This is a genomic window from Solibacillus merdavium (genome assembly GCF_014836935.1).
Lineage (GTDB): Bacteria > Bacillota > Bacilli > Bacillales_A > Planococcaceae > Solibacillus > Solibacillus ferritrahens.
The window spans coordinates 62,898-77,225 of the sequence record NZ_JACSPW010000012.1; the positions used below are offsets into that span (position 1 = coordinate 62,898).

General features: G+C 39.6%; 13 protein-coding genes. 10 read left to right on the forward strand and 3 right to left on the reverse strand.

Annotated features, from left to right (window positions below; genetic code table 11):
* Window positions 1-131: 131 nt before the first annotated feature.
* Window positions 132-617 carry a DedA family protein gene (locus H9632_RS13120; protein WP_191704517.1) on the forward strand — a complete coding sequence of 162 codons (486 nt, stop codon included), beginning with the start codon at window positions 132-134 and terminating at the stop codon, window positions 615-617.
* Between the two features lie 110 nt (window positions 618-727).
* Here the strand turns inward: H9632_RS13120 and mscL are convergent, their stop codons facing one another.
* Window positions 728-1,120 (reverse strand): large conductance mechanosensitive channel protein MscL, encoded by a 393-nt coding sequence (gene mscL, locus H9632_RS13125; RefSeq protein WP_191704518.1) that lies wholly within the window; start codon window positions 1,118-1,120, stop codon window positions 728-730.
* Window positions 1,121-1,264: 144 nt separating this feature from the next.
* Between mscL and H9632_RS13130 the strand changes: the two genes are divergently transcribed.
* Window positions 1,265-1,960, forward strand: a complete 696-nt coding sequence (locus H9632_RS13130) for a lytic transglycosylase domain-containing protein (protein WP_191704519.1) — start codon at window positions 1,265-1,267, stop codon at window positions 1,958-1,960.
* Window positions 1,961-2,028: 68 nt separating this feature from the next.
* Here H9632_RS13130 and H9632_RS13135 read toward each other — a convergent pair whose 3' ends face one another.
* Both H9632_RS13135 and H9632_RS13140 read right to left on the reverse strand, forming a co-directional pair.
* A complete protein-coding gene (locus tag H9632_RS13135; RefSeq protein WP_191704520.1) occupies window positions 2,029-2,286 on the reverse strand; it encodes a GlsB/YeaQ/YmgE family stress response membrane protein in 258 nt (85 codons plus the stop codon).
* Between the two features lie 103 nt (window positions 2,287-2,389).
* A complete protein-coding gene (locus H9632_RS13140; RefSeq protein ID WP_191704582.1) occupies window positions 2,390-2,932 on the reverse strand; it encodes a cysteine hydrolase family protein in 543 nt (180 codons plus the stop codon).
* A gap of 739 nt (window positions 2,933-3,671) precedes the next feature.
* Between H9632_RS13140 and ilvD the strand changes: the two genes are divergently transcribed.
* From ilvD to leuD, 8 genes are all read left to right on the forward strand, one after another.
* Window positions 3,672-5,342 carry a dihydroxy-acid dehydratase gene (gene ilvD, locus H9632_RS13145; protein WP_191704521.1) on the forward strand — a complete coding sequence of 557 codons (1,671 nt, stop codon included), beginning with the start codon at window positions 3,672-3,674 and terminating at the stop codon, window positions 5,340-5,342.
* 447 nt (window positions 5,343-5,789) lie between these two features.
* Window positions 5,790-7,538, forward strand: coding sequence for a biosynthetic-type acetolactate synthase large subunit (gene ilvB / locus H9632_RS13150; RefSeq protein ID WP_191704522.1), 1,749 nt, complete (start codon window positions 5,790-5,792; stop codon window positions 7,536-7,538).
* Window positions 7,535-8,050, forward strand: a complete 516-nt coding sequence (gene ilvN / locus H9632_RS13155; RefSeq protein WP_191698894.1) for an acetolactate synthase small subunit — start codon at window positions 7,535-7,537, stop codon at window positions 8,048-8,050. Before ilvB ends, ilvN begins: the two co-directional genes overlap by 4 nt.
* An 85-nt stretch (window positions 8,051-8,135) precedes the next feature.
* Entirely contained in the window at window positions 8,136-9,149 is a 1,014-nt protein-coding gene (ilvC, locus tag H9632_RS13160; protein ID WP_191704523.1) for a ketol-acid reductoisomerase, read from the forward strand.
* 1 nt (window position 9,150) lies between these two features.
* Window positions 9,151-10,695, forward strand: coding sequence for a 2-isopropylmalate synthase (locus H9632_RS13165; protein WP_191704524.1), 1,545 nt, complete (start codon window positions 9,151-9,153; stop codon window positions 10,693-10,695).
* Between the two features lie 335 nt (window positions 10,696-11,030).
* The gene (gene leuB / locus H9632_RS13170) at window positions 11,031-12,131 is read left to right on the forward strand and encodes a 3-isopropylmalate dehydrogenase (RefSeq protein WP_191698897.1); all 1,101 of its coding nucleotides are present in this window, start codon (window positions 11,031-11,033) and stop codon (window positions 12,129-12,131) included.
* Between the two features lie 148 nt (window positions 12,132-12,279).
* Window positions 12,280-13,689 (forward strand): 3-isopropylmalate dehydratase large subunit, encoded by a 1,410-nt coding sequence (gene leuC, locus H9632_RS13175; protein ID WP_191704525.1) that lies wholly within the window; start codon window positions 12,280-12,282, stop codon window positions 13,687-13,689.
* A 12-nt stretch (window positions 13,690-13,701) separates the two neighbouring features.
* On the forward strand, window positions 13,702-14,292 hold the full coding sequence (gene leuD / locus H9632_RS13180; protein WP_191704526.1) for a 3-isopropylmalate dehydratase small subunit: 591 nt from the start codon (window positions 13,702-13,704) through the stop codon (window positions 14,290-14,292).
* Window positions 14,293-14,328 lie beyond the last annotated feature (36 nt).

Here is a 14,328-nt window from a genome sequence, read left to right on the forward strand (position 1 = left end):
TCTCATTGAAACAGCCTTTGTTATAAAGTCATACTTTTTAGCTGTTGCAACATGTTTTCTAGTATATTTGAAGATTACTCGGGCTAATTTGCCACACTTAAAAAAACACGTAACTGAATGGGAACTTCAAAATGGAAGTCCTTAATCAGCTTGTGTCGCAATATGGGTACTTGGCTATTTTCGTAATTCTTTCATTAGGGCTTTTCGGACTCCCAATTCCTGATGAATTACTCGTTTTATGGATAGGGTATTTTACTAAAATCGGCACGCTGAATTACACCTATTCTCTTGTCGTCTGCATTATCGGCACGTTTCTCGGGATGATGTTCAGCTATTATGTCGGAAAAAAAGCGGGGCGTCCTTTAATTGAGCGAATTGGCCGGTGGATTGGATTAACAGATAAAAGAATAGGAAAGACCGAAAAATGGATTCATAAGTACGGTCCGTCTTCTATTGTCATCAGTTTCTTTATACCAGGCATACGGCATGTTACTGGCTACTTTTTTGGTGTTTCTCAGATGAGATTAAAAACCTATGCGATCTATGTAGGCATCAGTGCAATTATTTGGTGTTGTTTACTTTTAACTTTAGGAAGAATTGTAGGTCACTTTGATTAATAACACGGGGGAGAGTTAAAAGAGCAATGGTTAATATTCATTATGAAAGCCACGAAATGTTGAATCAATAACATTTCATGGCTTTTTTAGTTTTTCTGATTAAGATTTGATTATTTGGCTTGTTCGTTCTTTAATAAATCACGAATTTCTTTTAATAGTTCTTCCTTCGTATCAAGTTCCGGTGTAGGCTCTTCTACAATTTCCGATTCCTTTTTCCGATTTAATTTTGTTAATAGTCGTAGAGCCATGAAAATGGCAAACGCAATAATAAGAAAATCAATGATCGATTGGACAAATACTCCAAGCGCTATTTGTGCCTCACCTGAACCAAATTTCCACTCATTCTTTAAATCAATTCCACCTGTAAGCATCCCTACAAGGGGCATTATTATATTTTCTACTAAGGATGTTACGATTTTTCCAAATGCAGATCCAATTACAACTGCAACAGCTAAATCAATAACATTTCCTTTCATAGCAAATTCCTTAAAGTCTTTCCACATGTTCAACAACTCCCAATATCAATTATTAATGCAGTATACTATACTAACGATTACCTCTATAATTATCAACTATGAAATAAAGTTGAAATTTAGTAAAATGAATAGAATAATAGGGTATTAATAAGTTAAAGATTGGTGGAGGCTATGACAAAAAGCAAAAAGAAACAACCTTTATTATCACCCAAAGTAAAAATCTACATAATCGTACTGCTCATCCCGATATCATTAACGATATACATATTTGCTTTTTTTAGCTGGCAGCAAATTCGTGGATTACCTTTTATCGAACGATTTACCGAAAAGTCGGTCTACCAGCAAATTCAGGATCAGTTTGATTTAGAAATCCCAATCGAATACATACCGGTATATGTGGCTGCGGAACAAAAGTACAATGTACCATGGACACTTCTCGCTGCACATCATCGTGTGGAAACACGCTTTTCTACAATGAGAACACTTATTTCTCCTGTGGGAGCAGAAGGGCATATGCAATTTATGCCTTGTACATTTGTCGGCTGGAAGCATCCATCATGTAAAGACTTAGGTTTAGGGGAAATCCCAGAAAAGGATAAAACAAATCCAGCGGTAATTAAAAAATATGGTGGGTATGGGGTAGATGCAAATGGCGATGGTATTGCAGATCCATTTGACATCGAAGACGCGATCTATAGTGCGGCAAAGTTTTTATCAATTGCCGGTGTAAGGAATGGGGAATTGAAAAAAGCAGTTTTTCAATATAATCACAGCGATGCATATGTAGAAGATGTTTTATATTATTACAAACAATACCGTGATTATGGCGATCAGCTTAAGCAAATCGCAATGGGTGATACCAAATAAAAAAGTGTGACGTGAAGTCACACTTTTTAAAATCTTAGATGCAGAAATTAATTTTGATTGAGTGTTATTTACATTGCTTTTCGCATAGATCGTAAAATGAAGCTTACAATGAAAATTAATACAATAGCACCGATTAAAGCTGGGAATACGTAGAAGTCTGAAACTCTCCAACCCCAGTTTCCTAATAACATACTACCGATCCAAGAACCGACAATACCAGCAATAATGTTACCAATAATGCCTCCTGGAACGTCCTTACCTAGAATAACTCCTGCTAACCAACCTAAAATACCTCCGATAATTAAAAACCAAATGAAACTCATCATAATTGTCCAACTCCTTCTGAAAATAGTGAATGATAATTGCATCTAGTTAGTTATTTCCTTTCTTCAGAAGGGTTAAACATTTTTATTGTTATGCTATGGATTATTATAGAATGGTAGCGCCTAGACAGCCTTTAAAATGTTGCAGCGCCCAGGCATGTCCTGCCTCATTGAAACTAGCTACCGCCTTTTCTGGAATTGTGATTTTATAGCCAAGGTTGTAGCTGTCAACGGCTGTATGCAATACACATATATCTGTACAAACCCCGACAAGAACAACTTCTTCAACACTTCGCTCACGAAGAAGGATATCCAAGTTTGTCCCTGCAAAAGCACTATAGCGGGTTTTATCGAAAGAAATGACTTGTTCTTTGTATTTTTCATACATATCCTTTACAGATCCGTACAGATCACGGCCTTTTGTTCCTCGAATATTATGGGGAGGGAACAATTTCGTTTCAGGGTGGTAAGGATCATTTTCCTCATGTAAATCATTTGCGAAAATAACTACTTCATTTTGTTCAACAAATTGTTCAATTAACGTGCTTATGTTCTGTTCAATAGCCTGGCCAGGTGCTCCACAAGTTAATTTTCCATCCGATGCGACAAAATCATACGTATAATCAATTACAATTAACGCTTTTTTCACCATAAATATCCTCCTTAAGTGTTATAAAACTATTATGCCATGGTAAGAGAAATAAAGATAAAATAAAATATTAACTAAATATTCAAAATATTTTGATTTATTTTGTGCGATACTGTATATTAAGAATATCAAAAAAAATGGGGTGGATAAGATGGATCAGGCATTAATGAGAAAGTTAAACCGTCAGGCACTTATTTTTGTAGGAATCCACAGCTTTATAATCATGAACTTTGCAATTGAATTACTACTACTCAAATAAAATGGGATATTCTTAACCTAGCATCAGTTTGCTAGGTTATTGTTTTTTTGTTAATCATTTTAAACTGTTTAACGACAATGCTAACAAGGCATGTAAGCATTTAGGACAAGTACGGTGATGAGCTTCAACACAATTTTTAAATAAAAATAAATTAAATTTTTAAAAAATTCAAATTTATAAAAATTGAACTGAAAGAGAATAAAAGGCACAGTAATCACTATGAAAACGGTTCCAAAAAAATCGAACATTTAGAATTGTATAAAAAATTCAAAAAATAGTGTTGACGGTAGCACTCATTCCGTACTATGATAACAACAATTTAGTACACCACATCATTCAAGCACACAAACATGTTACATGAATGATGTGACCAAATCGATTCCCTGTACAATTAAAAGTTAGAAAATTCTTACTTTTAATTGTTGGGAAGCGAAATATATAACAACAAGAGTGAAAGCTTTGCGTTGAGGGGCGTTTAATATGAGAAGTGATATGATCAAACTTGGAGTTGACCGAGCTCCACACCGTAGCCTTTTATATGCTACAGGTAAAGTAAAGGCGAAAGATTTAGAGAAGCCGTTTATCGGTGTTTGTAACTCATATATTGATATTATTCCAGGTCATGTGCATTTACGTCAGTTTGCAGACGTTGTAAAGGAAGCCATTATAGAAGCAGGCGGTATTCCATTTGAATTCAATACAATTGGTGTTGATGACGGAATAGCAATGGGTCATATCGGCATGCGTTATTCATTGCCATCTCGGGAAATTATTGCAGATTCAGCCGAAACAGTTATTAATGCACACTGGTTCGATGGCGTGTTTTACATTCCGAACTGTGACAAAATTACACCGGGTATGCTAATGGCGGCTGTCCGAACGAACGTACCATCAGTATTCGTTTCTGGCGGTCCGATGGAAGCTGGTATTTCATCAACTGGTAAGCAATTATCATTGACGAGTGTATTTGAAGGAGTCGGCGCACATAAGGCAGGAACGATGTCAGCAGAGGAACTTCTTGATATTGAAAACAATGCATGTCCAACATGCGGATCATGTTCAGGAATGTTCACAGCCAACTCAATGAATTGCCTAATGGAAATGCTAGGTTTGGCTTTGCCAGGTAACGGAACAATTGTTGCAACTAGTGACAAGCGGAAAGAGTTAATTTATGAAGCAGCCAAACACTTGGTACGCATGATTAAAGAAGACGTAAAACCACGCGATATCGTAACAAAAGAAGCTATTGATGATGCATTTGCATTGGATATGGCAATGGGTGGTTCAACAAATACAGTACTTCACACATTGGCAATCGCGAACGAAGCTGAAATCGAATATAACATTGAAGAGATTAATAAAGTCGCAGAACGCGTTCCTTATATTGCGAAAATTATGCCGGCATCGGATATATCGATGGATGACATTGCAAAAGCAGGCGGCGTACAGGCAATTATAAATGAATTAACGAAAATTCCAGGTGCGATCCATCCAGATCGTCCAACAATCGCAGGCGTAACGATGCGAGAACTTGTAAAAGATTACGAGATTACGAATGATAAGGTTATTCGTACAAAAGATAACCCATATAGTGCTGTAGGTGGGCTTTCCGTTCTATTCGGAAATATCGCACCTGAAGGATCTGTTATTAAGGTAGGTGCTGTTGACCCTTCTATTAAAACATTTACAGGTGAGGCAATCGTATTTGAATCACAGGAAGAAGCACAAAAAGCAATCGATGAAGGCATTGTACGTGAAGGGCACGTAGTTGTCATTCGCTATGAAGGGCCAAAAGGTGGTCCGGGTATGCCGGAAATGCTTGCTCCTACATCAGCGATTCAAGGACGCGGATTGGGAACGAAAGTAGCTTTAATTACAGATGGTCGTTTCTCAGGCGCATCACGCGGAATTTCCATCGGTCATATTTCTCCAGAGGCTGCTGAAGGAGGTCCAATCGCTTTAGTAAACAATGGAGATATTATCGAAATCGATTTACCAGGTCGAACAATTAATTTACAAGTTTCTGATGAAGTTCTTGCAGAGCGTCGTCAAAACTTACAACCATTTGAACCAAAAATAAAGCGCGGTTGGCTTGCACGTTACTCAGCTTTAGTAACGAATGCTTCCCAAGGCGGCGTAATGAAAATATAAAAAGAATAATATAAATCGTTGATGAGGTTAAAGAATATAGAGTCTTGTATTTACCAGAGAGCCGGTGCTGGTGGAAGCCGGTGATACAACTATATTCGACATCCCCTCGGAGTGAGCTATTAAACGCATTCGCCATTAGATAGCTCCGGGCATAATCGAAATGCTCGTTATTAATGAATCGCTCTCTTTATTAGTTGCACAAATTTCTTATGGAATTTGGTAATAGAGAGGTCAAGGCGGTTCACGAGGTAGCAAGGTGGACATTGGTTCTTTTAAAGGGACCTTTGTTATCTTTGCTATAAATAAGGGTGGTACCATGAAAAGTCTTTTTCATCCCTACGTAAGAGGTTTTCTTTTGCGTGCGGATATAAGAGGCTTTTTCTTTTTATATAAAATTAGTCCATGAGTTAACATATAAAGTTTTTTAAAAGGAAGGAGTATTAAAAAATGAGTACAAATGTTTCAATCAGTAAAGAAATTGAAATGCCTGAGGAACAGCCACAAGTAATTAAATCTAGAGATGGTGCCGATATTTTAGTGCAGGCATTACATGATCAAGAAGTAGAAATTATTTTTGGATATCCAGGTGGGGCCGTATTACAGATTTACGATGCACTTTACCGTAACCCGATTCGCCATATTTTAACACGACATGAACAAGGTGCTATTCACGCAGCTGAAGGGTATGCACGTGTTATGAATAAGCCCGGTGTAGTCATTGCGACATCTGGACCAGGGGCAACAAACCTTGTAACAGGTATTGCGGATGCGATGATTGATTCCATTCCACTAGTAATTTTTACAGGTCAGGTAGCGACGTCAGTCATCGGTACGGACGCTTTCCAGGAAGCAGATATTATGGGGATCACAACACCAATTACAAAGCACAACTATCAGGTACAGGATGTAGCGGATATTCCACGAATCGTTAAAGAAGCATTCCATATTGCGAATACAGGACGTAAAGGGCCGGTAGTTATTGATTTCCCAAAAAATATTTCACAATCTGTCTTCCTTGAGGATATAAAAGCACCTGAAGATATTTATTTACCAGGATATCAACCAACGACAAAACCGAACTATTTACAAATTCAAAAAGCGATCCAGGCGATTACTTTAGCTAAAAAACCTTTAGTACTTGCAGGTGCAGGTGTATTATTCGCAGATGCGTGTGAACAATTAACTGAATTTATTGAAAAATACAATTTACCCGTTGTAAACACATTGCTTGGTTTAGGAAGTATACATGGGCAGCATAAACAATTTTTCGGAATGGCGGGAATGCATGGTTATGCAACAGCTAATGATGCCATAACAAAATGCGATTTATTAATCAATATCGGGGCACGATTTGACGATCGCCTGACAGGGAAATTAGCAACATTTGCACCGAATGCAACGATCATTCATATTGATATCGATCCAGCAGAGATTGGGAAAAATGTTCCAACAGACATTCCAATTGTAGCGGATGCAAAAGAAGCACTCTATGCATTATTGAAAAAAGATTTCCAAGGACCAGATACAACGGAGTGGATGAGTTATTTAAATGATAGTCGCGATAGATACCCACTTTGGTATGAAGATGCTGGTGAGGAAATTTTACCGCAGCAAGCACTGGAAATCATCCATAGGCTAACTGGTGGCGATGCAATTGTCACAACAGACGTAGGTCAACATCAAATGTGGGCAGCACAATATTATCATTTAAACAATCCACATGGCTGGGTTACATCAGGTGGATTAGGAACGATGGGCTTCGGTTTCCCCGCAGCAATCGGTGCACAATTTGCGAAACCTGATAAGAAGGTTATTTCCATCGTAGGTGATGCAGGATTCCAAATGACAAACCAAGAGCTGATTCTATTAAAAGAATTCAATTTACCTGTAAAAGTTGTCATTTTGAATAACAGCTGCTTAGGAATGGTACGTCAATGGCAGGAAACTTTCTATGAAGAGCGCTACTCTCAAAGTCTTATGCCGATTCAGCCGGATTTCGTAAAACTTGCTGAGGCATATGGAGTAAAGGGCTATCGAATTGATAATTTATCGGAGGCAGAAGCAATTTTTGCCGAAGCAATTAATTCAGATGAACCAGTCGTAATTGACTGTCGAGTTAAACAGCTCGTGAGCGTCTTCCCAATGGTCGCACCAGGAAAAGGATTACATGAAATGATTGGAGTGGAAAAACCATGAAACGTGTGCTCACAGTAACAGTAATTAATCAAAGCGGAGTATTAAATCGAGTGACAGGTTTGTTAATGAAACGCCAATTCAATATTGAATCAATTACAGTTGGTCACTCAGAACAGCCGAACTTCTCGAAAATGACGTTTATCGTTCATGTGGAAGATGAAAATAAAATCGAACAGTTAATTAAACAGCTATCGAAGCAAATTGACGTATTAAAAGTAAATGATATTACAGAAAAATCAATCGTTCTTCGTGAGCTGGCACTCATTAAAGTAGTATCACCACCGAATATGCGAATGGAAATGAATGCAATTGTTGAGCCGTTCCGACCGCAAGTTGTAGATACCTCAAAAAATGTTGTCACATATGAAGTTGTTGGTCATCCGGAAAAAATCGATGCATTTATCGAACTGATTAGACCATACGGCATTAAAGAATTAACACGTACCGGCGCAACTGCATCGATTCGTGAAGCACAAAAAATCGAAGGTCCACAACTATCAATTTTAAAATAACCGGCATTCCATACGGGGCGGAGGATGTCATCTGATGCCCGTATATCAAAAAATATATAATTCAACTTAATTGGAGGAAATGAAAATGTCTAAAATGTATTATGAAAATGAAATCAACGAGCAAGTACTAAAAGGGAAAAAAATCGCGATTATCGGTTATGGTTCACAAGGCCATGCCCATGCGCTTAACTTAAAAGAATCAGGTTTTGATGTAGTAGTAGGTATCCGTCCAGGTAAATCTTATGATGCAGCAAAAGAAGACGGCGTAGAAGTAAAATCAGTTGCTGAAGCAGCAGCAGAAGCAGATGTAATCCAAATCTTACTTCCGGATGAGCGTCAAAAAGCAGTTTACGAAGCAGAAATCGCACCGTACTTAACAGCTGGTAAAGCGTTAATGTTCGCACATGGTTTCAACGTACACTTCGGTCAAATTCAACCACCAGCAGATGTAGACGTATTCCTAGTAGCTCCAAAAGGCCCAGGTCACTTAGTACGTCGTCAATTCACTGAAGGTGCTGGCGTACCAGGATTATTCGCAATCCACCAAGACGCGACAGGTCAAGCACGTGATTTAGCTCTTGCATACGGTAAAGGAATCGGTTCAGCACGTGGCGGATTACTTGAAACAACATTCGCTGAAGAAACAGTAACGGATCTATTCGGTGAGCAAGCAGTACTTTGCGGTGGTACAACTGAACTTGTAAAAGCAGGTTTCGAAACATTAGTAGAAGCGGGCTACCAACCAGAATTAGCTTACTTTGAAACATTACACGAATTAAAGCTAATCGTTGACCTAATGTTTGAAGGCGGTATGGCGACAATGCGCTATTCAATCTCAGATACAGCTGAATGGGGAGACTATGTATCAGGTCCACGTATTATCGACGCATCTGTAAAAGCACGTATGAAAGAAGTGTTAACAGATATCCAGGATGGTACTTTTGCAAAACGATGGATCGAAGAAAATGAAACGGGTCGTCCAGAATATACGAAGTTTAAAGAAGCTGGCGCTAACCACCAAATTGAAGAAGTAGGCGAAAAATTACGCGCAATGATGCCATTCATCAACAAAGGAAAACAAAAGGTTACAGTGAAATAATATGAGAAAAATTGACATTTTTGATACAACATTGCGCGATGGTGAACAGTCTGCAGGTATTAATTTAAATACAGCAGAAAAAGTGGAAATCGCAAAACAACTAGAGCGTTTAGGTGTCACAATTATTGAGGCGGGATTTCCTGCCTCATCTCCAGGTGACTTGGAAGCTGTTTCGTTAATTGCGAAAACAGTGAAAAATTCAATTGTAACAGGCTTAGCGCGTGCCGTGAAAAGTGACATCGACGCAGTTTGGGAAGCAATTCGCCATGCAGAACAACCACATGTTCATACATTTATTGCAACAAGCCCGATTCATATGGAATACAAATTAAAGAAAAATCCGGATGAAGTAGTCGAGCAGGCAGTAGCCGCTGTGAAATACGCAAAGGAAAAGTTCTCGCTTGTAGAATTTTCCGCAGAAGATGGCTTCCGTTCCGATAAAGAATTTTTAGTACGCATTTGCCAGGAAGTAATTAAAGCAGGTGCAACAACAATTAATATACCGGATACAGTTGGTTACGCATCGCCGGAAGAATATGGCGCATTATTCCGCTATTTACGTGAAAACGTCATCGGAGCAGAGAAGGTTAAATTTTCAGCCCATTGCCACGATGATTTAGGAATGGCAGTAGCAAATTCATTAGCAGCCGTTCAAAATGGTGCGGATCAAGTAGAATGTACGATTAACGGTATCGGTGAACGTGCCGGGAATGCGGCATTAGAGGAAATTGGTGTGGCTCTTCACATTCGTAAAGATTTTTACGGTGTTGAAACAGGGCTTAACTTAAAAGAAATTAAACGTACATCTCAAATGGTAAGCCGCCTGACGAATGTTGTTATTCAGCCTAACAAAGCTGTTGTTGGGAAAAATGCATTTGCTCATGAATCGGGTATTCACCAGGACGGTGTATTGAAAAATCCGGAAACATACGAAATTATTTCTCCGGCACTTGTAGGAGAAGACGATATTCCATTAGTTTTAGGTAAGCATTCCGGACGCGCAGCATTCCGTGATCGTGCTGAAACAATGGGCTTCGAGCTATCGGATGAAAAACTGAACAAAGCATTTGCTGAGTTCAAAAAATTGGCCGACCGCAAAAAAGAAGTGACTGAAGACGATTTAACAACGATTTTAACTGAGCAGCAAGTTTCAATAGAAGATGTTCCGTTATTTGAATTGAAATCAGTTCAAGTTCAGTACGGTACCGAGAATATTCCGACTGCTACTGCATCGATTGTTACTCCTGAAGGCGAAACGAAAACACTCGCTTCAACAGGATCAGGTTCAGTAGAAGCAATCTTCAATACTTTGGAATTACTTGTTGGAGGAAAGGTGAACATACTGGATTACCGAGTACAATCAGTCGGCAAAGGGCGCGATGCACTTGGAGAAGCGGTCGTTAATTTAAAATACAATGGTTATACCTCTACAGGACGCGATTCAGCACAAGATGTACTAGAAGCAAGTGCAAAAGCGTACTTAAATGCAGTCAATCGCCAACTGATTCAGCAGCAAGTACGCGCTGAAAATGCAATTATGGTGTAATAGATTATACAAACTAAATTGTTGTTTGGAGTGAAGGTGGCGAGTGCAACTGCCGGCTATGCCTTTCGTTGCAGAGCGAAGAGGGAGTCAAAGATGCCAATCAAAGCTTCCTGGGGAAATAGCACGATGCCTGAGACTAGGAAAGGAACAAAAGCTAAGAACGCCACGTCCTGTGGCAACGCTTTTGTGACCGACATCGTGTCGGCCTCGTGCCCCCGGAAAGCGTCCGCCGTAACGAAAAACAACGCTAAAACTTTATGAGCAAAATAGCGTCATCACAGCAGATGGCGCTTCTACATCAAGTAACTTCACGTAGAAAGAAAGGTGTTTTACAAATGGAAAAGAAAATTACAGTACTACCAGGTGACGGCATTGGTCCAGAGGTTGTTGCAAGTGCAGTAAAAGTATTACAAGTAATCGGGAAACGTTTTAATCATACATTTCATTTAAACTACGCGGCAATCGGTGGAGCAGCAATTGATCAGTACAACAATCCATTACCGGATGAAACAATTGCTATGTGTGAAGCAAGTGATGCCATTTTATTAGGCGCTGTCGGTGGACCGAAATGGGATAATAACGCACCAAGCCTACGTCCGGAAAAAGGTTTATTAAAAATTCGTAAGCACTTCGATTTATTTGCGAATTTACGTCCTGTGAAAGCATTCCCTAGTTTACTTGCATCTTCTCCATTAAAGCGTGAAGTTGCGGAAAATGTAGACTTAATGATCGTCCGCGAATTAACAGGAGGGCTTTACTTCGGAGAGCCACGTAAAAAAACAGATGCAGGTGCTATTGATACATGTGTGTATTCACGTGAAGAAATTGAGCGTATTGTTGAAAATGCTTTCGAATTAGCTCGTTTACGTCGTGGAAAACTTTGCTCAGTAGATAAAGCAAATGTACTTGATACATCACGTTTATGGCGTGAAATTGTAGAAGAGAAGAAAAAGCAGTACCCAGATGTAGAAACAGAACACAACTTAGTTGACTCAGTGGCGATGAAGCTTATTACAAATCCTGGTCAATATGATGTCATCGTTACAGAAAACTTATTCGGTGATATTTTAAGTGACGAAGCCTCTGTTATTACAGGTTCACTAGGTGTATTGCCTTCAGCGTCAATTCGTGGCGATAACTTCGGTCTTTACGAGCCGGTACATGGTTCAGCACCGGAAATTGCAGGGCAAGGTGTTGCCAACCCGGCAGCAACAATTCTTTCAGTAGCGATGATGCTCCAATACTCATTTGGTTTAAAAGAGGAAGCAGCAGAAATTGAACGTGCGGTTACAGCAGTATTTAATGATGGGTATTTCACAGCAGATTTAGCACAGGAACATACACGTTCACTATCTACTGAAGAATGGACTGAACAAGTACTAAACGAAATCGATGCAAGCTTCGTTTCGGACAGCATTATGATTTCATATAATTAATAGATTTGGATTGAGGATACTGTTGATTGGAATGTGTGGGGGTCGGCGCTTCTGCTGTGGTCGCAATAAATTGCCACCATCCTCAGCGTCAAGTGTCCGACCTGGAATGGAAATCAACACTATATATGGGTAAGGAACGGTGAAAACTATGGGGAAAAATATTATTGAAAAAGTGTGGGAACAGCATGTCGTACATCGTGAAGAAGGGAAACCTGACCTACTTTATATCGACTTACATTTAATTCACGAAGTGACAAGTCCGCAGGCGTTTGAGGGTTTACGCTTAGCAGGACGAAAAGTACGCAGAACAGACTTATGTTTTGCAACAATGGATCATAACGTACCTACTAAAAATTTACCGACGATTAACGATCCAATCGCCAAAAAGCAAATCATGACACTTGCTGAAAATGCGAAAGAATTTGGCATTGAATTAGCAGATATCGGACACCCGGATCAAGGGATTGTCCACGTAATCGGACCAGAACTAGGGTTAACACAACCTGGTAAAACGATTGTTTGCGGAGACTCGCATACAGCTACACACGGTGCTTTCGGTGCAATTGCATTCGGTATCGGAACATCGGAAGTGGAACATGTTCTATCAACTCAAACATTATGGCAATTAAAGCCACCTACAATGGAAATTCGTGTTAACGGTGAGCTAGGTCTTGGCGTAACAGCAAAAGACATCATTTTAGCGATTATCGCCAAGTGGGGAATCGGCGTAGGAACTGGCCATATCGTTGAATATACAGGAGAAGCAATTCGCAAACTTTCTATGGAAGAACGAATGACAATCTGTAATATGTCAATTGAAGCCGGAGCAAAAGCCGGTCTTATTTCTCCAGATGAAATTACAGTCGAATTCCTTCGTGGTCGCCGCCATGTACCACAGGGCGAACAGTTTGAAGAAGCAGCAAAGTACTGGTTAAGCTTAGCGTCTGATCAGGATGCTACTTATGATGTGGTACTTGAAATTGATGCAGACGAAATCGAACCAATCGTAACATGGGGTACGAATCCAGCAATGGGTGTAGGTGTTTCGAAAACGGTACCAACTGCTGCAGACTACAATAACGAGGCTGATAGAGCAGCATTAAATAAAGCACTGGAATATATGGATTTACAAGAAGGACAAAATATTACTGATATCGAGATTCAGCACGTATTTATCGGTTCTTGTACAAACTCACGCATTAATGACTTACGCGCAGCAGCAGATATCGTTAAAGGTGACAAGATAGCTCCAGGTGTTAAAGGTATTGTTGTTCCAGGATCTTGGTCAACAAAACGTCAGGCAGAAGAAGAAGGCCTTCACCAAATTTTTCTTGATGCAGGCTTTGAATGGCGCGAATCAGGATGCTCGGCTTGCCTAGGCATGAACGAAGATGTCATTCCATCCGGTGAACGTTGTGCATCGACGTCAAACCGTAACTTTGAAGGACGTCAAGGCGCGGGTGCACGTACGCATCTTGTATCACCGGCAATGGCCGCAGCTGCCGCAATCCATGGGCGCTTTGTTGATGTCCGTAAGCTACAAAAGCAGGAAGCATAAGGAGAGATTAGTATGGAACCGATTAATATCGTCAACAGCATTTATGCACCACTAGACCGTAAAAATGTCGATACTGACCAAATTATTTCAAAAGAGTTTTTAAAGCGTATTGAGCGTACAGGGTTCGGACAATACGTATTTTATCACTGGCGTTTTGATAAGGACGGCAAGCCAAATGAGGATTTCGTATTAAACAAGCCTGAATATAATAGTGCTGAAATTTTAGTCGCACAGGATAACTTCGGCTGCGGTTCTTCACGCGAACATGCACCATGGGCCATTCTTGATTACGGCTTCCGCGTAGTCATAGCACCGAGCTTTGCAGATATTTTCCATAATAACTGCTTTAAAAACGGTATTTTACCGATTAAATTAACAGAAGCTGAATGTGATGAACTATTGGAAAAAGGCTTAGAAAAAGCACAGGCCATTGAAGTGAACCTGGAGCAACAAACAGTTACTACAGGTTATGGCAAAACGTATTCATTTACGATTGACCCATATTATAAGCAAATGCTGTTAAATGGCTGGGATGAAATTTCGTTGACATTCCAGTATGAAGATCAAATAGCGGCATATGAGAAAAAGCGTATAGCATATTAAAAAACAAGTCTGTTACTTAGGGATAAAACCTATGTA